The organism is Litoreibacter meonggei (genome assembly GCF_003663885.1).
Classification (GTDB): domain Bacteria; phylum Pseudomonadota; class Alphaproteobacteria; order Rhodobacterales; family Rhodobacteraceae; genus Litoreibacter; species Litoreibacter meonggei.
Map to the genome: position 1 here is coordinate 249241 of NZ_RCCE01000001.1, position 17544 is coordinate 266784.

Genomic DNA, 17544 nt, shown 5'->3' on the forward strand with positions numbered 1-17544 from the left:
AATGTTCAATTGTTTGAGAATGACTGAAGTTACCGCAGCGGTCTAGACCATATTTAAACAAATTGGAGACCAGCATGACCGATCTTACGCAACTTTATATTGATGGCGCATGGACAGATGGGGCGACTCAAATCGAAAACCGCAACCCATCTGACACGTCGGACTTGATTGGGATGTATGCGCAAGCGGATGCGAGCCAGTTGGATGCGGCGCTTGCCGCCGCACGCCGTGCGCAATCTAAGTGGTGGGCCGCAGGCATTCAGAAGCGTCACGATGTGCTAATGGCAATCGGCACAGAATTGATGGCGCGCGCCGAAGAGATCGGGCGCATTTTGTCACGCGAAGAAGGCAAGCCGGTTGCCGAAGGTAAGGGGGAAGTGTACCGCGCTGGACAGTTCTTTACCTATTTTGCCGGAGAAACCCTGCGCCAGCATGGCGACCAGGCCGAGAGCGTGCGTCCGGGTATCGAGATTGACGTGCGCCGCGAGCCGGTCGGTGTTGTGGCGATCATCAGCCCTTGGAACTTTCCTGTGGCGACCCCTGCCTGGAAAATTGCCCCAGCGCTGGCCTTCGGCAACGCCGTCGTCTGGAAGCCTGCCAATGTTACCCCTGCCAGCGCCATTGCCCTGACCGAGATTATCTCTCGGCAGGACATTCCCAAAGGCCTGTTCAACCTCGTCGCCGGTCCCGGCCGCGATGTGGGGCAGCGCCTTGTAGAAAGCGCGCAAGTGGACGCGATCAGCTTTACCGGTTCCGTCCCTGTAGGCCGTGGTATCGCCGCCGCCGCCATGCTGAACATGACCAAGGTGCAGATGGAAATGGGGTCCAAGAACCCGTTGATCGTCATGGACGACGCAGACATTGATTTGGCTGTTATGCACGCCGCAGGCTCTGCCTTTGGGGGCACAGGTCAGAAATGCACCGCCGCAAGCCGCCTGATTGTTCACAGCGCCGTCCACGATGCATTTGTCGAAAAGCTGGTTGCTGCCACCAAGGCGATGAAGGTCGGGCACGCACTTGAAGCGGGCACGCAACTTGGCCCGGTGGTCAGTGAAAGCCAGTTGAACCAGAACCTCGAATACGTAGGTATCGGCAAGGGCGAAGGCGCTGAATTGCTGTGTGGTGGCGACCGTTTGGAGATGGCAACAGATGGCTACTACATGTCGCCCGCCGTCTTTGCAAACACTCGCAATGACATGCGGATCAACCGCGAAGAGATGTTCGCACCGATAACGGTCGTGCAACGCGCCGATAGCTACGACGAAGCTTTGAGCCTTGCCAATGACACTCAGTTTGGGCTGACTGCTGGCATCATGACAACCTCGCTTGCGCGGGCCAGCCACTTCCGCGCCAACATGCGGGCTGGCTGTGTAATGGTAAACCTGCCCACGGCGGGCACGGACTACCATGTGCCCTTCGGTGGCCGTGGTGCATCAAGCTTTGGCCCGCGCGAGCAAGGGTCATATGCGGCCGAGTTCTACACCACCGTGAAAACCGCATACGTGTCCGCGGGAGCACCCACATGACCTATCTGATCGACGGTCTGCAATACGCCAATTGGTCGGAAAAGATATTCCGGCAGATGCGATCGGGAGGCGTGGATGCTGTCCACGTCACCATTACCTATCACGAGACGTTTCGTGAAACAGTGCTGCTGATTGAGCAGTGGAACCGCTGGTTCGAACAATATCCCGACCTGATCTTTCAGGGCCGCACGGCTGACGATGTCCGCCATGCACGCGAAACCGGGCGCACGGCGATCTTTTTTGGTTCGCAAAACCCGTCGTGCATCGAAGACGACATCGGGCTGGTCGAGGTCATGCACACGCTGGGACTGCGGTTCATGCAGTTAACCTACAACAACCAGTCCCTGCTGGCGTCAGGTTGCTATGAAGACGAGGACACGGGCCTGACCCGCATGGGCCGTCAGGTGGTGGCCGAGATGAACCGTGTTGGCCTTGTCATCGACATGAGCCATTCTGGCGAGCGTTCAACCTTTGAGGCGATTGAGCATTCCAGTCGCCCGATCACAATCAGCCACGCGAACCCCGCCAGCTGGCACAGCGCCTTGCGCAACAAATCCGATGATCTGCTGCGCACCCTTGGACAAAGCGGCGGGTTCCTTGGTCTTTCTGCCTATCCGCATCACCTGAAGGACGGCAGCAAATGCACGCTGCAATCCTGGTGCGATATGGCGGCGTTGGCTATTGATCTGGTGGGGTCACAGAATGTCGGCATCGGCACAGACCTGTGTCAGGATCAACCCGACAGCATTGTCGAATGGATGCGCGTGGGCCGCTGGACCAAGGCCATCGACTACGGCGAAGGATCTGCCGCCAACGCAGGCTTTCCGGCCATGCCGAACTGGTTCCACGACAACCGTGATCTGGCAGGTATCCGCGAAGGGCTTTTGGCAGCTGGTCTGGACGTGGAAACCATAGACGGTGTGATGGGCGACAACTGGCATGCCTTCTTTGACAAAAGTTTTGGGGCACAAGCCAGCCCCAAAGAAATCCAAAATGCTGCCGAATAGGTGGCGCATCATCGCTTCTGGGAGGAACAAAGATGAGTGATACGAACAAAACGACGGGCCTAATTTCAGGCGGAACGGACAAGGCGCTCTTTGCAATCACGGGCGGCTTCATCGCCCTGTTCTGCGCCTATGCATTTTTCAACATTGACGGGCTCTCTGCGCTGGTGGACAGCAGCTTTGCGTTCTCGGCAAAGTATTTCGGGCTTTACTGGCAGATCCTTTTGCTGGCCACGTTTTTGATTGGTCTGGTGCTGTGCGTTCTGCCGGGCTCCAAGACCTTGATGGGCGCGCTGACCATGCCTGAATTTTCAACATTCAGCTGGGCGTCCATGATCATGTGCACATTGCTTGCGGGCGGTGGCGTGTTCTGGGCCGCGGGTGAGCCGATTGCGCATTTCCTCTCACCGCCGCCCGTCTTTGGTGACCTGAGCGGTGACGTGCAGGCGCAGGCCCATGCGGCCCTTGCCCAAAGCTTTCTGCACTGGGGTTTTCTGGCCTGGGCTATTCTTGGGTCGCTGACCACAGTGATGCTGATGCATTACCACTACGACAAGGGTCTGCCGCTTGCCCCGCGCACGCTGCTTTACCCTGTCTTCGGTGACCGTGCCCTGACAGGCCCCATCGGCCTGATCGCGGATGCGTCCTGCATCATCGCAGTTGTAGCTGGCACCGTTGGCCCCATCGGCTTTCTTGGACTACAAATGTCTTACGGGTTGAACGAGTTGACCGGTATTCCGGACAACTTTGCCACACAGGCTGTCGCGATCATGGCGCTTGTGGGCCTGTATACCGTTTCTGCGATTACCGGATTGGCCAAAGGCATCAAGATCCTGTCGCAGATCAACGTGATCCTTGCAGGTGCACTGCTCGCTTTCATGCTTATTGCAGGCCCTACGATGGATATTTTTGCAGGCTTCTTCGGCGGCATGCAGGTTTACGCTACGCATTTCTTTGACATGGCTATGTACCGCGGCGACGCTGGCTTGTTTGGCGATGCCGGTTGGCTGGGCTGGTGGACCGTGTTTTTCTGGGGCTGGTTCATGGGCTACGGTCCTTTGATGGCCGTTTTCATCGCACGCATCAGCCGCGGCCGTTCGATCCGCCAAATCATCCTGACGCTGTCAATCATGGCACCTCTGATCACGAACTTCTGGTTCACGATCATCGGCGGCTCCGGCATCTTTTTCGAGATCGCTGAGCCCGGCATCATCTCCGCTCCATTCGAAGGCTTCAACCTGCCTGCAGGTCTGCTGGCAATCACCCAAGCCATGCCAATGGGGTTTATCCTGTCGGTCCTGTTTCTGGTTCTGACGATGTGTTTTGTCGCCACGACAAGCGACTCCATGAGCTATGTTATCTCCAGCACCATGACAACAGGCGAGCCTTCGTCCGCCATGCGCGCGTTCTGGGGTTTGGCCATGGGCGTGATGGCTTTGATCCTGATCTCGACCGGATCGGGGGGGATCGGCAAATTACAAAGCTTCATCGTCGTGACGGCGGTACCGGTATCGCTGATCTTGCTGCCGTCCCTTTGGGATGCGTTGCGGATCACGCTGATGCTGGGCCGCGAACCTAAAGCTGAGACTGCATAACCCAATAACGTGGCGCGCCGCGGGTGCGCCACGTTTGCCACACATCTGCACTTTTGGGAGGATCTGCTATGTCATTGAATACCTCAATCCTATCCACTGAAACTCTAGAATATATGCGTCCGGCAACTGAGGTCATGCGCCTTGCCCGCATGGGCTGTGGCCACCCGACCCGCCTGTCATTTCTGCGCGTGCTATTGCGGCGTCTTGCATCGAGCGATTGGAAAATTGACCGTCCCGTCTGGAACGTGGACGCGAACGGCGTCGGCCACGGAGTATACCGCGTCAAAAGCGCCGAGCGCACTTATAGCCTTGTGGCCTTTGCCCACGACCTGCCCCCAGAAATGCGGTCCGACCGTGTGATCGCGACCGCATGGGACGCGACATTTACCTTGTTCGACGGTGAACCAACAGCAGAAGATATCGCACGACTGGCAGACAATGTTCCTTACCAAGAAGCCGGGCGCATTAGCACCAAGGAATTGACGCTCGCCCGTGCCAATCGCTCGGTGCGGTTATTCGAACATGTGGTCAATGCATTGGCGCAAGGATGCCAGCCTGATCCGGCCGAAATTGCCGCCGTAGGATATCTGATGCGCACCACGGCAGTTTATGGATCGGGCAAGTTTGGCGCATCAGACCGCGCCGATATCGCTCAGCGGCCTGAACTTGCCGCGCCGTTTCAGGTGGAAATGCTCACCGTCTGGCTGATCCGCGCCTTTACCGTCGATATCGTCGAGCATATCGCGACTGCCCGAGGTGGAAAGACCGCTGTAAAGCTGGATCGCGACATCCGCCGCAGCCTTGGTGTTGGTAATTCCACCGGCCTCGGGATGGCCCCTTTCATTGTGCGCCACCCTGTTTTGCTTAACAATTGGATGATGGCCCGTGAAGAGGCACTGGCCCGCGTTCGTGCACAGCCAACTGCTCGGTCTCAGGCTGTTTCGGACCTGAGCGCTGCGCTGGATGCGGCAATCACGAACGCTAGGGTTTGGCACTCCGAGCATCCTATTCAGGTCTGCAAGCTGGATGAGCTGCGCCATGACCTCGCCTTGCTTTCGACAACGCTGAATACGTGGGACTGGAAGGGCGAACATCCTTGGGATGCTCTTTGGAGCTGGGGTGTCCAAACCCTGACCTTTGAAGGACAAGAGGCGCTTTTGTCCCTTATGCTGGAGCCTCACGGCGCACTGGTCGACGATCTGGCCGACCATATGGGGGCTGATGAAGCGGCCAGTTTCAGGATCGACGGCGCGATGCCCGTGGCCGAGTTGCGCCGCATTCTGGAAACCCATTACGCTTGGGCGCTTGCGATTGATTTCACCTCACCCGAAAATGTCGCACGGTTCTGGTATGTCTCTGAAGAAAAGCTTGAGCCTCGTTTGGGCGAGCGCGCGACCGAGGACGGCGCGACATTGGAACAGCCGCTTTGCATCGCGCGCCTGATGTCAGAGCTTCATGCAGCGGTGCAAAGTTTTGACGGTACGCGATCCGTCGCAGCGCTGATGTTGGCACATCCAGAACATCGCTTTGCGGTGCGGCGCGTGCAGATCGCAAAGCGCCACCCCTATGCCGAAGTGCAAGACAACCTCATCGCCGCCGACATGCTGCCAATCGATCTCTTGCGTTGCAAACTAGCCTTTTTCGGCGCGAGCCAGTTCGACCCCCGTTCGGATCGCTGGGTGCGCATCAACCTATTTGCAGGCGCACCCTTCCCCGATGACATCAAAGCGGGAGGTGCCGTATGAGTTTTGAACCTCAGGACCAGACTCGCGGCGATTCCACTCCGTTTTTTGGCGACACAGAGCCCGCGCCGTTGTCGTGCAATGAAGCCGCATCCTTGTGCATGAAAGCCGCGCGTGGCGCTGGTATGAGCTGGGGCATGGCCGAAGAAGCAGGGTTTGCAGCAGCTTGGCTGGTGTCGCATGGTATTGATGGACCGTCCCATATGCGCGCACATCTGGAACGCGCGGATGGGCGCGACTGGGCAGACCTGTGCCCGTCAGCAACCCCCGGCGACTGGCAAAATGCACATGGTCAGCCTGCCTGCCCAATCATTCTGGGTGCGACGATGTGCGACTATGCCGACCTGCCCGAAGGGCCAAACTCTGGCGCGACGGTTGCACTCGGTCCGGTCAGCGCGCCCATTCTATTGGTCCCTTTCTTGGTTGAACTGGCACACAGCAAAAGTCTGGCGTTCACGTTGTCTTGGCCAGAGGGTGCGATCCGTATCGACAACGATGAAACGTGGCTCCAAGCGGCCTTGCAGTCCCTTGGCGTGCCGCAACTTGTGCTGACATTATCCGCCAAAGCCGCCCAGCCACATAAGCCGTCTGCCGCATCCATGCCCAACGCTCAAACCACCGCTGCGACCATTGCAGCCCTCAACGCTTTCGCCATGCGCACCACCGTACCTGCCACAGAGGCATCACGCACTGGCGCCGGATCAACCCTAAGTGACAATGATTGACAAAGGAAATATCATGACACTCTCCCGCCTCAACCCCGGCCCTCGTATGAGTCAAGCCGTGACCATCGGAAACATCGCATTTCTCGCAGGCCAAGTGCCCGACGACCTGAGTGCAGACATCGAAACGCAAACCCGACAAGTGCTGACGAAACTGGACAAAGTCGTCGCTGAGCTGGGCGCGACCAAATCCGACATCGCATCTGTCCAAGTCTGGCTGGCCGATATGGCCGACTTTCAAGGGATGAACGCGATCTGGGACGAATGGGTCAGCAAAGACGCCCCGCCTGCGCGCGCAACTGGCGGTACGTCCCTCGCGCGTCCCGGCATGCGCGTCGAAATGATCGCTGTCGTCGCCCTGCCAGAGGCCGCCGCCGCTTAATCAAAGTGAGGCCGGAGCCGCAACGCGCCGCTCCGGCCTGCTGTTCGGGTGACAATCACGTCCTCCCAATTTCTCGTTCCATTGGCACATCGACAAAGGGTGACACGGCAGTGATAATAAAGGAACAGCCCTCTGGATTGACACTTTTTGTAGAAATGCAGGGGTCCATTGTTCCACAGATCCTCTCAAAGATCGCCGGTTTCACGGTCTTTTCCAGCGCAATCATGGCTCTGGATACCCGTTTGGTTTTCATCCCACATGTTTCGCTCACAGCGATGAGTGTCTTCGGGATAGCGCTGTCGTTGTTCTTGGGGTTTCGCAATAATGCGGCCTACGATCGTTGGTGGGAGGGCCGCAAGCTTTGGGGTGGTATCATTGCCGACGTGCGCAATCTGGCCAAAACCTGCGAGATTTTCGTCCCCGACATCAAAGACCGCAAAGACATTCTGGATGTTGTTGTGGCTTTTGCACATTTCCACCGAGGCATGCTACGCGGTGTGGACGCCAGTAAAGACGCGGCAAACTGGATTGGCGTCGCAAACGCGGCCACTCTTGCAGGCAAAAGCAACAGCACCGATGGGGCATTGCGTGTGATCTCGGAACAGATCAGACATCTTCACGCGCAGGGTGCGATCAACGATTTTGGCCAGATTTCGATCGGCAAGATCATCACATCGCTTGGCCTGCATCAGGCCGGTTGTGAGCGTATTGCAACGACCCCGCTGCCCTTCGTCTATTCCTTGCTGGTCCGCCGCACGACCTACCTCTATTGCCTCTTGCTGCCCTTCGCTCTGCTCGAAGTAGCGGGGCCGCTTTTGCCATTCTTCGTTGCCGTCGTTGCCTATGTTTTCTTTGGCTTACAAGCGGTGACAAATGAACTGGAGCATCCTTTCCGAATGGTCAAAAATGGCCTGCCTCTGGATGCGATGTGTCGGGTGGTCGAAATTTCGGTGTCAGAAGCAACAGACCGCGAACCGCCCCCAGCTCTCTCTGCGACCAATCACGTTTTAAGTTAGAGATAGACGTGAATTCGGTTTGCTTCAGATGATCTCTTGATTGCATGTCGGGAACGGGATCTTGATTTTGGTAAAGCTGATTCAAACAGCAATTTGAATGGGGTTTGGCATCGCCGCAGGTTCTCATTCGTAACCGACTGCAACGAACATATGCCAGCCAAACCCAACGCCCTACGACCGTTCAGCAATGACCGCTTCGGCGACTCGAAATTTGTCGTAGCGGGAATTTCGCCGCATAAGCGAAACAATGCTGCGTCAGCGAAGGTGGAAAATCCAAGGTCGGTTTTGTCCCGCAAAGCGGACAAGCAAGCACCACGCCACGAAAATAAAAAAATGGCGCCCCGAAGAGCGCCATCTCTAATCTCGTCAAAGCCCTAAGCTTAAGCTCAGGAAGCTTCGGTGATGAATTTCGTTGCGTCGCCGAAAGTCTGGATGGTTTCTGCAGCGTCGTCTGGGATTTCGATCCCGAACTCTTCTTCGAACGCCATAACCAGCTCAACGGTGTCGAGGCTGTCTGCGCCCAGATCGTCGATGAACGATGCGTTTTCAACAACTTTGTCTTCTTCTACACCAAGGTGCTCGACAACGATCTTTTTAACGCGGTCTGCGATATCGCTCATGTTGTATTCCTCGTAGTTGCTCGGGGCTGGCCCGATATGTTGCGGACAGGTTTCCCCGCCCAAGTGGTGTGGCCATTTGGCCTGTTATACTCGCCGCATACACGGCAACCGAGGGTCCCCCCGGCAATATCTGCGCCGCCTATAGCACACCAAATAGGGAACGCAAACGCTTATGCAACCCCAATTTAACCATAGGTAAGGCGTGGCATACCAGCGCTTAGATCATCGCCATTCCGCCATTCACATGCAGCGTAGTGCCCGTAGTATAGCCCGCTTCAGCGCTGGCAAGATAGAGGGCAGCAGCCGCAATTTCGCCCGCATCGCCCATCCGGCCAGCAGGAATTTGCCCAAGGATGCCAGCCTTTTGGTCATCCGTCAGCTTCTCGGTCATCGGCGTGGTGATAAAGCCCGGCGCAATGCAGTTGACGGTGATCCCCCGCGACGCGACCTCGTAGGCCAGCGACTTGGACATACCGACCATGCCCGCCTTCGACGCCGCGTAGTTGCCCTGCCCCGGATTGCCCGTGGCCCCGACAACGCTGGAGATATTCACGATCCGCCCCCACCGCGACTTCATCATGCCGCGCAACACGCCTTTGCAAAGCTTGAAGGTCGAGGTCAGGTTAACGTCGATCACCGACTGCCATTCGTCATCCGACATGCGCATGAACAGGTTGTCGCGGGTGATGCCGGCGTTGTTGACCAGAATGTCCACCGCGCCCATCGCCTCCACCGCCTGCTTGGGCAGCGCGTCGACGGCGTCAAAGTCGCTCAGGTTGCACGGCAACACATGCGCGCGCTCCCCCAACTCGGCGGCAAGAGCCTCCAGCGGCTCGACCCGTGTGCCGGACAGACCGACCGTTGCGCCCTGCGCGTGCAAGATTTTGGCAATCTCTCCGCCGATCCCGCCGGACGCACCTGTCACAAGCGCCGATTTTCCTTCTAAGTTAAACATCTTACTGCCCTTTCTTAATGTGTCTCAGCGTGTCACCACGCCGTATTTAATCAATTCGCCTCGCGTCATGACATGCACCTCGTTGAACGATGCGGCCTCTACCGTGAACCAGTAGAAGGCGTCAGACCCCAGCATATCCTCGATATAGCCCCGCGTCGGTTCGTGCTGCTTTGATCCCCGCGGGTAATCCCGCGCCGAACCGAAGCCGGTCTCCCACTCATGCACGCCCACCACGGCGCCCGCAGGCACCGTGCGTTGCACCCCTGCCAGAAACAGGTCCACCCCGCCGGAAAACACTTCCGAGCTTGGCAACATCCGCGTCGCCAGCCCCCGTTCGCGCAGGGTGTAGCCCATCTCGGCCACCACCTCGTCATCCAGTGAGCCGTCGATCTGGCCCAGCACCACTTCGCGCAGGGCCGGATTGCTGTCCAAAACATCGACAAACTGCCGCAAGGCCCGCGTGTTGATAACACCGTCCATGCGCAGACTTTGCCCGTCGACCTGCATTTGCAGGGTCTGGGACATGTTCTCCACCGTCCCGCAGCCCGCCACGAGGGCGAGCGAGAGCAGTCGGGCTTTAAGCATTCAACGCTTCCACCGCAGCCTTGACGTCATCCGCCGAGCCGATCGCCCGCGTGCCAATGTCGCGGTTGATGCGGCGGATCATGCCGGATAGGGCCTTGCCCGCGCCAATCTCCCAAATCTCGGTCACGCCTTGCGTACCCATATAGTCAACGCTTTCGCGCCAGCGGACGGAGCCTGTGATCTGCTCGACCAACAGCGTGCGGATGGTTGACGAACTGCTCACCGAGGACGCCAATACGTTCGCTACCAACGGAACGGACGGGTCCTCGATATCCACATCGTCCAAGGCTTCGGCCATGGCGCGCGCCGCGGGCTCCATCAAGGCACAGTGAAACGGCGCGCTGACGGGCAACAGCACCGCGCGCTTGGCACCGCGCGCTTTGGCAAGCTCCACCGCGCGCTCCACGGCCCCTTTGTGGCCGGAGACCACAACCTGGCTGGGATCATTGTCATTGGCGGCTTGGCACACTTCATCGCCCGCGGCCTGCTCGGCCACGGCTTGAACCGTCTCGAAGTCCAAGCCCAATAACGCAGCCATCGCGCCGACGCCTACCGGCACGGCCTCCTGCATCGCCAAGCCACGTGTGCGCAGCAAGCGGGCGGTGTTTGCCACGGAAATGGACCCTGCCGCCGCGAGTGCCGAATATTCCCCAAGCGAATGCCCCGCCACGAAGGACGCGGCGTCAACGCCGATCCCTTCGGATTTCAACGCCGCCATCACCGCCAAGGACGTTGCCATCAGTGCGGGTTGCGCGTTCTGGGTCAGGGTCAGTGTGTCCTGCTCGCCTTCCCAAATCAAAGCGGACAGCTTCTCGCCCAAGGCCTCGTCAACCTCGTCAAACACGGCTTTGGCTTCTGGATAGGCCTCAGCCAGATCGCGTCCCATCCCGATGGTCTGGGCCCCTTGGCCCGGAAATACAAATGCGCGCATATGGCTGCTCCCCTGTTCGTTTGTGGTGTTTTTTAAAGGTCTAGCCGACCGGATGCCCCCTCACAAGCACCGCGCGGTGCTTCGCGCACAAAACCTGTGCGCCGGTTCGCAGTTTCGGGGCCATGTTATAGATGGTCACTCAAAGAAAGCTGCCCTAAGTTTCGGCATCGCTTTGCCCCATTTTAAACCGGTCAGGCGCGTCCGACAGCCAACAAGGGAGATTGTAAGATGAAACCGCAAAAACCCGCCCAACACGTGAAACATGCCGACTGGAAGTCGGACAAGGATGATTGGAAAGGCGTGGTCGGGGGCGCGCTGATCGATTCCGACGTCACGGTCTTGTTCTACGCCACCGACGAGGTCGGTGTCGGCCCCAAATGGCATGTGCATCCCTATGACGAGATTTTTATCCTCCGCAAAGGCCGCGCCCGTTTCACCATCGGCGACAAGGTGATCGAAGCCTCCGAAGGTGATGTTTTGATGGGCCCCGCTGCGGTCCCGCATAAATACGAGAACCTTGGGCCGGGTCGTCTGGAAAGCATCGACATCCATCTAAGCCGCGAATGGATACAGACCGACCTGGTCGATCCCGACGCGACCTGAACAACCACCGGTCGCAGCGATGCACAGTTTCGTGCATTCAGCTTCCGGCACAACGCGTCTAGATTGGCGCTCGACCAGAAACAGGAACATCCCATGCGCGGCAACAGCACGACGACCTACGGGTCCGTCACCAAAAGTTTCCACTGGCTGATCGCCCTGCTGATCATCACCATGATCCCGCTGGGCATCTACGCCAACGGCCTGCCCTATGACACAGGCGCGGCGCTGGCGTTCAAAGCGCAGATGTTCTCGATCCACAAAACCCTCGGCGTGTTCATCTTCTTCACCGCACTGGCCCGCATCGCGTGGGCCATCTCGCAGCCCAAACCGGCATTGCTGAACGCGGACAAGCGGTTGGAGGCCATGTTGGCGGAACTCGTCCACTGGACGCTTTATGCCGCCTTGGTGCTGGTGCCGCTGACGGGGTGGATTCACCACGCCGCGACCACCGGATTCGCACCGATCTGGTGGCCGTTCGGGCAAGGCCTGCCTTTCGTGCCGAAGGACGACAGTTTCGCGCATATCTTTGCCTCCCTGCACATCGTGTTCGAGCGGGTTTTGGCGATCTCCATCATCCTGCACGTGGCGGGCGCGTTGAAGCACCACTTCATCGACAAAGACATAACCCTGAGACGCATGACCCCCGGCATCACCGAGCCTGACAGCGTACCCGCGCAACACCGCTCGGCCTTGCCAATCCTTGGTGCGGTCGGCGCTTATCTGCTAGCCATGGTGGTCGGGGCCAATCTGGGGATGTTCGCCGCGCCTGTGCAGCAGCAATCTCTTGCGCCCGCAGCCTCCAGTTTGGAAACCGTCGAGAGCGGCTGGACCGTGCAAGACGGCACATTGGCCATCACCGTGCGCCAGTTGGGCAGCGACGTGCAGGGCAGCTTTGCCGATTGGACCGCCGCTATTAACTTTTCCGAAACACCCGATGCGAACGGTCGCCACGGCGATGTGGAGGTTCAAATTTCGGTAGGCTCGCTCACCCTCGGCTCGGTCACCAGCCAAGCTATGGGCGCGGATTTCTTGGATGCGGCGACCCACGACACCGCAGTGTTCAAGGCGGACATTCTTGCAGACGCTGACACCTACAAGGCCGAAGGCACCCTGACGCTCAAAGGCGTGGAAACCCCTGTGGTCCTACCGTTCTCGCTGCAAATCGACGGGGATACCGCCGTGATGCAGGGCCAGACGCGGCTGAACCGCACCAGTTTCAACATCGGGGAAAGCTACCCTGACGAAAGCTCTCTGGGCTTTGACGTGGCCGTCACGGTCAACCTGACCGCCACCCGCAACTAGAGCTTGGCAAGCGCGTCCGCAAAGAAGCTCTCCGCGCCGAAATTGCCGGATTTGAGGGTCAGGGCGATGTCGTGACCGTCGCTTGTGGCAAAGCACCATGGCACCCCCGGCGCGATCTCCGCGCCGATGGTCAGTTGCGTCACGCCAAGCGCCTTGGTCACAGCACCAGAGGTCTCGCCTCCCGCCACCACAAAACGGCGCACGCCCAACTCGCGGGCTTTCACGGCAAGGGCGGCCAAGGCGTCTTCGACCACGCGGCCCGCTTTGGTGACGCCCAGTTTTTCTTGTGCGGCTTTCACCGATGAAGGCTCCGCTGTGGCGTAGATGATCTTGTCGCTACCCACAGGCTGCTTCTCCAACCACGCCAGCGCCTCATCCACGCCGTTTTCGGCCAGATCAAGCGGGTCCAAGCGGTAGCCGTCGGCTTGATCCAGATACGCCGCGACCTGCGCGCGGGTCATGGCGGAGCAACTGCCCGACAGCACGATCGCGCCGTCAGCCAAGTCAGGTGCTTCCATCTTCGGTGCGTCAGCGGCAAGGGTTCCGTCTTTCAGATACAGCGCCGGCAAAGCCATCGCCACGGCGCTGCCCCCCGTCAGGAACGGCATGTCGCGGCAGGCTTCGGAAATCACATACAGGTCGTCATTCGACACCGCATCCACCACCACATGCATCACGCCCTCGCGCTTCAGGTCAGACAAGCGCTCGCTCAGGGCCTCCGCCCCCTTCTCGACCACCAAGCGGTTCGCCAGCCCCACGGGGCGCGTCACCTGAGGCTCCAACAGGCGCATCAAATTGCTGTCGCGCATGGGTGTCAGCGGGTGGTCTTTCATCGGGCTCTCGGCCAATGGCTGCTCGCCCACGAACAGGTAGCCCATGAAGATCGCGCGGCCATTTTCGGGGAATGCGGGGCAGTAGATCGTCTGCTCCGCCCCCAGCTTCGCCATCAAGGCTTCTGCAACAGGGCCGATATTGCCGTCCGCCGTGCTGTCAAAGGTTGAGCAATACTTCCAAAAGAACCGCCGAGCGCCCGCAGCCTGCAACCAGTCCAGCGCGCGCAGGCATTCGGCAACAGCGTCCGCGACAGGCTCCGTGCGGCACTTGAGAGCGATCACCTCGAACGCGGCAGTATCTGTGGGCGGCGCGTTAGGCACGCCCATATGCAGGTTCACCTTTACGCCAGAGCGCGCCAGTAGCCCCGCCAGATCGGTCGCCCCGGTGAAGTCGTCGGCAATGCAGCCCAGAACGGTCATGACATGCCCGGCAGTTTGATGCCGCCTTTGGCTGCCAGCAGTTTCGCCACCGCCGCATCATCTTCGCGGCCCATGCCAGCGGCGGACGCCTCCTTGAACAGCCCAAGCGCAGTTTGGGACAAAGGCACCGGATGATTGCCCGCCTCGCCCGTCACGATGCCCAAATCCTTCACGAAAATATCCACCGCCGAATGGGGCGTGTAGTCCCCTTCAACGATATGCGCGCCACGGTTTCCGAACATCCACGAGTTGCCCGCACATTCCTGAATGACCTCGTGCAACACGCCAAGATCAAGCCCGATCTTCGCCCCCAAGGTCAGCGCCTCGGCGGCGGCGGCGATGTGGACGCCAGCCAGAAGTTGGTTAATCATCTTGACTTGCGAGCCTTTGCCCGCCTCATCCCCCAATCGGTAGACCTTGGTGGCAATCGCGTCTAGACAAGGCCCTGCCTTGTCAAATGCCTCCGCACGGCCAGAGGCCATGATCGTCATCTCGCCCGTCAACGCCTTTACCGAGCCGCCGGAGACTGGTCCATCGATAGCCAACATACCAGCCGCTTCCACCCGCGCCGCCAGATCGACCGCGCGCGATGGCTCCATCGTCACGCAGGTCACAAAGACGGTGCCGTCCTGCGCCGCCGCAACCGCTCCGCCTGCACCGAACAGGACATCTTCTGCCTGCGCGCCGTTCACGACGAAAATGAACACGACGTCAGCCCCCGCGCAGGCGTCACTCACCGAGGTAAAGCTCGTGCCGCCCTCGGCGGTGAATTTCTCCAACACGTCGGCGCGGATATCTACGCCTCGCGTTGCAATGCCAACGCGCAGCAGCGATACCGCCGCACCCCACCCCATCGAGCCAAGCCCAATGACCGCAGCAGTCATTTGTTTTGTCATCAGGCCCTCCCAAGCGCAAATTTCAAGATTTTATAATAATTTCAAAATTTGTGCCGTTTTTCGAGAATACTGTCAATCGTCGTTCGGCCTGCAATAGCCCCAAAACGCAAAAAGCCCCGCCCGGCTCATAACGCCGGACGGGGCTATAACGCTTGAGCAACCGGATTATTCGGCTTTTTGCGCCTCGATGGAGATCATAACCTGAACCTCATCGCTCACGGCTGGTGCGAACGCACCCAGACCGAAGTCGGAGCGCAGCAGCGTTGTGGTCGCGTCAAAGCCCAACCACGGCTTGCCTGCCATCGGATGCGTGTCCGACTTGTTCAGCTTGGCGTCCAACACCACCGATTTGGTGACATCGTTCATCGACAGATCGCCGGTGATTTTGGCGGTCGCATCACCGGTCACTTCGATACCGGTCGAGGTGAAGGTGACCATGTCGCCGTCCTCTGCGCCAAAGAAGTCAGGTGACATGAAGTGACCTGTGCGCTTTTCCCAGCCTGTCAGCATGCTTTTCACTGGCATGGAAACGGTAACCGAGGACGCCGCCGGATCGGCTTCGTCAAAGGAAATCTCGCCCTCGAACCCCGAGAACATGCCGTAAGTCGTGGAGAAGCCGAGGTGGTTGTAGTTGAACACAACCTGGCTGTGGCTAGCGTCGAGCGTATAGCTGTCGGCAGCAAAAGAGGCAGTCGAGGCCAGCGCGAAGGCCGTGGCAAGAGCGAGAGTCTTCATGTCTGTTTATCCTTTCAAGGAAATAAAGTCGTCATCGCTTAAAATCGTGGATCGGTGGCGAAAAGCAATCCGGCGGCAATCAACAGTTTGTGTGCGTAAATACGGGGTAGACCTGTGCACGGGTGCAAATATCCACCATTTTGGCCGTCAAAATGGTACAGTCGGGCTTTCAGCACGCGGGATGGGCAGATGATTGGCCTCATCAAAGAGTATTTGGACGACTACCTGCGCTTCTGGCATTTGCTGGGCGCGGCGTTGCTACGGCCCATCGTTGAGATATCCTACAGGGTGCGCCATGACAGCGGATTTCGCAGCTCCGTGCTGTTTCTAGGCTCTGCGCTGCTAACAAATGCGGTGCTGATCACGCTGGTGCTGGGGGACAGCCTGACCGATCTGAGCCGTGTGGTGATCTTGTGCATCCACGCGGCGTTCCTGTCGCTGATGGGCTTTGTCAGCTTTGCGCTGGCATGGAGAATTTGCCGCTACGAGGGCGATCTCAAACGCCTGATGCGGCTGGGGTTCTACTTCAACGGGATTTACGTCACCATCACGACCTTTGCCGCCTTGCTGTTTTACGGGGCGTTCAAGGTGCTCTCGCCGCAACTATACGGCACGTATCATAAGGGCCTGACCACCTGCGAGGACGGGATCGGCGCTAAAATCCAGCATCTGAACGACCTGATCGCACAAGACCCGTTGATCGACATGCTCAACGGGGTTCAGACCACCGTCATATTCATTGCCCTTTTGGTCTACTGGATCGCCTCTGTTCGCCTCTATTTCCGGCTGTTCCCGATGGGTGTTTGGCGTGGCGCGCTGGCCTTTATGTTGGCGCTGGTGTTCTGGCATATGCTGATGGTGGTGGACATGCTGTTGTTCCTTGCAATCGCTGGTCGGATTAACGGGTGCTGAGGCCCCCAATTCCCTTGCGCCCTGCGCCATCCCTGCTATACCGCGCGCACCTTCGTGAAACTATTTGAACCGCGATGCCACTCGTGGATGGGTGCGAAGGTCCAAGATGCCCATCCTATGAAGCACGCCTGAAAAGTAAGAGGAATTACACATGCCAATGTATGAGCACGTGTTTATCTCGCGCCAAGACCTGAGCAACACACAAGCTGAAGGTCTTATCGAGCACTTCTCCGCCGTCCTGTCGGACAATGGCGGCAAGGTTGTCGAGCACGAGTATTGGGGCCTGAAAACCATGGCCTACAAGATCAACAAAAACCGCAAGGGCCACTACGCCTTCGTCCGTTCGGATGCGCCAGCCGCCGCCGTTCAGGAGATGGAACGCCTGATGCGCCTGCATGACGATGTCATGCGTGTTCTGACCATCAAGGTCGACGAGCACGAAGAAGGCCCATCCGTCCAGATGCAGAAGCGCGACGAGCGTGAACGCCGCCCTCGCAACTGATATTGTTGACCTGAACTTAAGGAGCTAAACCATGGCTGCTAAACCATTTTTCCGCCGTCGCAAGTCCGATCCATTCGAGGGTGATAACGCCCCGAAAATCGACTACAAAGACACCCGCACGCTGCAACGCTATGTATCCGAGCGTGGCAAAATCGTCCCTTCGCGTATCACCGCTGTTGGCGCCAAGAACCAGCGTGCGCTGGCCCGTGCCATCAAACGCGCACGTTTCTTGGCCCTGCTGCCCTACGCAGTGAAGTAAGGAG

At 58.7% G+C, this 17544-nt stretch carries 19 protein-coding genes; 12 read left to right on the top strand and 7 right to left on the bottom strand.

The window, feature by feature from the left end:
- Window positions 1-74: 74 nt before the first annotated feature.
- The 7 genes from BCF46_RS01155 (at window position 75) to BCF46_RS01185 (ending at window position 7987) form a co-directional block, all read left to right on the top strand.
- Window positions 75-1526 carry an aldehyde dehydrogenase family protein gene (locus BCF46_RS01155; RefSeq protein WP_121020913.1) on the top strand — a complete coding sequence of 484 codons (1452 nt, stop codon included), beginning with the start codon at window positions 75-77 and terminating at the stop codon, window positions 1524-1526.
- Window positions 1523-2533 carry a membrane dipeptidase gene (locus BCF46_RS01160; RefSeq protein WP_121020915.1) on the top strand — a complete coding sequence of 337 codons (1011 nt, stop codon included), beginning with the start codon at window positions 1523-1525 and terminating at the stop codon, window positions 2531-2533. The genes BCF46_RS01155 and BCF46_RS01160 overlap by 4 nt, the downstream gene beginning before the upstream one ends.
- A gap of 32 nt (window positions 2534-2565) precedes the next feature.
- Window positions 2566-4125, top strand: a complete 1560-nt coding sequence (locus tag BCF46_RS01165) for a BCCT family transporter (protein WP_121020917.1) — start codon at window positions 2566-2568, stop codon at window positions 4123-4125.
- A 68-nt stretch (window positions 4126-4193) separates the two neighbouring features.
- On the top strand, window positions 4194-5870 hold the full coding sequence (locus tag BCF46_RS01170; protein WP_245989675.1) for a hypothetical protein: 1677 nt from the start codon (window positions 4194-4196) through the stop codon (window positions 5868-5870).
- Complete coding sequence (locus tag BCF46_RS01175) at window positions 5867-6592, top strand: DUF3726 domain-containing protein (RefSeq protein ID WP_121020921.1); 726 nt, start codon at window positions 5867-5869, stop codon at window positions 6590-6592. Before BCF46_RS01170 ends, BCF46_RS01175 begins: the two co-directional genes overlap by 4 nt.
- Window positions 6593-6605: 13 nt before the next feature.
- Window positions 6606-6971 (top strand): RidA family protein, encoded by a 366-nt coding sequence (locus tag BCF46_RS01180; RefSeq protein ID WP_121022217.1) that lies wholly within the window; start codon window positions 6606-6608, stop codon window positions 6969-6971.
- Window positions 6972-7081: 110 nt separating this feature from the next.
- A complete protein-coding gene (locus tag BCF46_RS01185) occupies window positions 7082-7987 on the top strand; it encodes a bestrophin family protein (protein WP_121020923.1) in 906 nt (301 codons plus the stop codon).
- Between the two features lie 386 nt (window positions 7988-8373).
- Here BCF46_RS01185 and BCF46_RS01195 read toward each other — a convergent pair whose 3' ends face one another.
- The 4 genes from BCF46_RS01195 to fabD form a co-directional block, all read right to left on the bottom strand.
- Window positions 8374-8607, bottom strand: a complete 234-nt coding sequence (locus tag BCF46_RS01195) for an acyl carrier protein (RefSeq protein WP_090217826.1) — start codon at window positions 8605-8607, stop codon at window positions 8374-8376.
- A 217-nt stretch (window positions 8608-8824) separates the two neighbouring features.
- Window positions 8825-9562, bottom strand: a complete 738-nt coding sequence (gene fabG / locus BCF46_RS01200) for a 3-oxoacyl-[acyl-carrier-protein] reductase (protein WP_121020927.1) — start codon at window positions 9560-9562, stop codon at window positions 8825-8827.
- Window positions 9563-9586: 24 nt separating this feature from the next.
- On the bottom strand, window positions 9587-10147 hold the full coding sequence (locus BCF46_RS01205) for a COG3904 family protein (protein WP_121020929.1): 561 nt from the start codon (window positions 10145-10147) through the stop codon (window positions 9587-9589).
- On the bottom strand, window positions 10140-11078 hold the full coding sequence (gene fabD / locus BCF46_RS01210; protein ID WP_121020931.1) for an ACP S-malonyltransferase: 939 nt from the start codon (window positions 11076-11078) through the stop codon (window positions 10140-10142). Before fabD ends, BCF46_RS01205 begins: the two co-directional genes overlap by 8 nt.
- Before the next feature lie 228 nt (window positions 11079-11306).
- Between fabD and BCF46_RS01215 the strand changes: the two genes are divergently transcribed.
- Entirely contained in the window at window positions 11307-11681 is a 375-nt protein-coding gene (locus BCF46_RS01215; protein ID WP_121020933.1) for a cupin domain-containing protein, read from the top strand.
- A gap of 93 nt (window positions 11682-11774) precedes the next feature.
- Entirely contained in the window at window positions 11775-12983 is a 1209-nt protein-coding gene (locus BCF46_RS01220) for a cytochrome b/b6 domain-containing protein (RefSeq protein ID WP_121020935.1), read from the top strand.
- Here the strand turns inward: BCF46_RS01220 and otnK are convergent.
- The 3 genes from otnK to BCF46_RS01235 form a co-directional block, all read right to left on the bottom strand.
- A complete protein-coding gene (otnK, locus tag BCF46_RS01225) occupies window positions 12980-14236 on the bottom strand; it encodes a 3-oxo-tetronate kinase (protein ID WP_121020937.1) in 1257 nt (418 codons plus the stop codon). The two genes, BCF46_RS01220 and otnK, sit on opposite strands and share 4 nt — an antisense overlap.
- Window positions 14233-15132: an L-threonate dehydrogenase gene (ltnD, locus tag BCF46_RS01230; protein WP_211332757.1), complete on the bottom strand. Its 900-nt coding sequence runs from the start codon at window positions 15130-15132 to the stop codon at window positions 14233-14235. Before ltnD ends, otnK begins: the two co-directional genes overlap by 4 nt.
- A gap of 165 nt (window positions 15133-15297) precedes the next feature.
- A complete protein-coding gene (locus BCF46_RS01235) occupies window positions 15298-15867 on the bottom strand; it encodes a YceI family protein (protein WP_121020941.1) in 570 nt (189 codons plus the stop codon).
- A gap of 189 nt (window positions 15868-16056) precedes the next feature.
- Here BCF46_RS01235 and BCF46_RS01240 point away from each other — a divergent pair, with 189 nt between their 5' ends.
- From BCF46_RS01240 to rpsR, 3 genes are all read left to right on the top strand, one after another.
- Window positions 16057-16779 carry a hypothetical protein gene (locus tag BCF46_RS01240; protein ID WP_121020943.1) on the top strand — a complete coding sequence of 241 codons (723 nt, stop codon included), beginning with the start codon at window positions 16057-16059 and terminating at the stop codon, window positions 16777-16779.
- A 151-nt stretch (window positions 16780-16930) separates the two neighbouring features.
- The gene (gene rpsF, locus BCF46_RS01245; protein WP_121020945.1) at window positions 16931-17281 is read left to right on the top strand and encodes a 30S ribosomal protein S6; all 351 of its coding nucleotides are present in this window, start codon (window positions 16931-16933) and stop codon (window positions 17279-17281) included.
- Between the two features lie 31 nt (window positions 17282-17312).
- Complete coding sequence (rpsR, locus tag BCF46_RS01250; protein ID WP_073139131.1) at window positions 17313-17540, top strand: 30S ribosomal protein S18; 228 nt, start codon at window positions 17313-17315, stop codon at window positions 17538-17540.
- Window positions 17541-17544 lie beyond the last annotated feature (4 nt).

What these genes read in the sequence shown, in the direction of transcription:
- BCF46_RS01175 (WP_121020921.1), top strand. Translation starts at nt 5,867, where the DNA reads ATGAGTTTTGAACCTCAGGACCAGACTCGCGGCGATTCCACTCCGTTT.
- BCF46_RS01215 (WP_121020933.1), top strand. Translation starts at nt 11,307, where the DNA reads ATGAAACCGCAAAAACCCGCCCAACACGTGAAACATGCCGACTGGAAG.
- BCF46_RS01220 (WP_121020935.1), top strand. Translation starts at nt 11,775, where the DNA reads ATGCGCGGCAACAGCACGACGACCTACGGGTCCGTCACCAAAAGTTTC.
- BCF46_RS01160 (WP_121020915.1), top strand. Translation starts at nt 1,523, where the DNA reads ATGACCTATCTGATCGACGGTCTGCAATACGCCAATTGGTCGGAAAAG.
- fabD (WP_121020931.1), bottom strand. Translation starts at nt 11,078, where the DNA reads ATGCGCGCATTTGTATTTCCGGGCCAAGGGGCCCAGACCATCGGGATG.
- BCF46_RS01235 (WP_121020941.1), bottom strand. Translation starts at nt 15,867, where the DNA reads ATGAAGACTCTCGCTCTTGCCACGGCCTTCGCGCTGGCCTCGACTGCC.
- rpsR (WP_073139131.1), top strand. Translation starts at nt 17,313, where the DNA reads ATGGCTGCTAAACCATTTTTCCGCCGTCGCAAGTCCGATCCATTCGAG.
- BCF46_RS01240 (WP_121020943.1), top strand. Translation starts at nt 16,057, where the DNA reads ATGATTGGCCTCATCAAAGAGTATTTGGACGACTACCTGCGCTTCTGG.
- ltnD (WP_211332757.1), bottom strand. Translation starts at nt 15,132, where the DNA reads ATGACAAAACAAATGACTGCTGCGGTCATTGGGCTTGGCTCGATGGGG.
- BCF46_RS01170 (WP_245989675.1), top strand. Translation starts at nt 4,194, where the DNA reads ATGTCATTGAATACCTCAATCCTATCCACTGAAACTCTAGAATATATG.
- otnK (WP_121020937.1), bottom strand. Translation starts at nt 14,236, where the DNA reads ATGACCGTTCTGGGCTGCATTGCCGACGACTTCACCGGGGCGACCGAT.
- fabG (WP_121020927.1), bottom strand. Translation starts at nt 9,562, where the DNA reads ATGTTTAACTTAGAAGGAAAATCGGCGCTTGTGACAGGTGCGTCCGGC.
- BCF46_RS01205 (WP_121020929.1), bottom strand. Translation starts at nt 10,147, where the DNA reads ATGCTTAAAGCCCGACTGCTCTCGCTCGCCCTCGTGGCGGGCTGCGGG.
- BCF46_RS01155 (WP_121020913.1), top strand. Translation starts at nt 75, where the DNA reads ATGACCGATCTTACGCAACTTTATATTGATGGCGCATGGACAGATGGG.
- rpsF (WP_121020945.1), top strand. Translation starts at nt 16,931, where the DNA reads ATGCCAATGTATGAGCACGTGTTTATCTCGCGCCAAGACCTGAGCAAC.
- BCF46_RS01165 (WP_121020917.1), top strand. Translation starts at nt 2,566, where the DNA reads ATGAGTGATACGAACAAAACGACGGGCCTAATTTCAGGCGGAACGGAC.
- BCF46_RS01180 (WP_121022217.1), top strand. Translation starts at nt 6,606, where the DNA reads ATGACACTCTCCCGCCTCAACCCCGGCCCTCGTATGAGTCAAGCCGTG.
- BCF46_RS01195 (WP_090217826.1), bottom strand. Translation starts at nt 8,607, where the DNA reads ATGAGCGATATCGCAGACCGCGTTAAAAAGATCGTTGTCGAGCACCTT.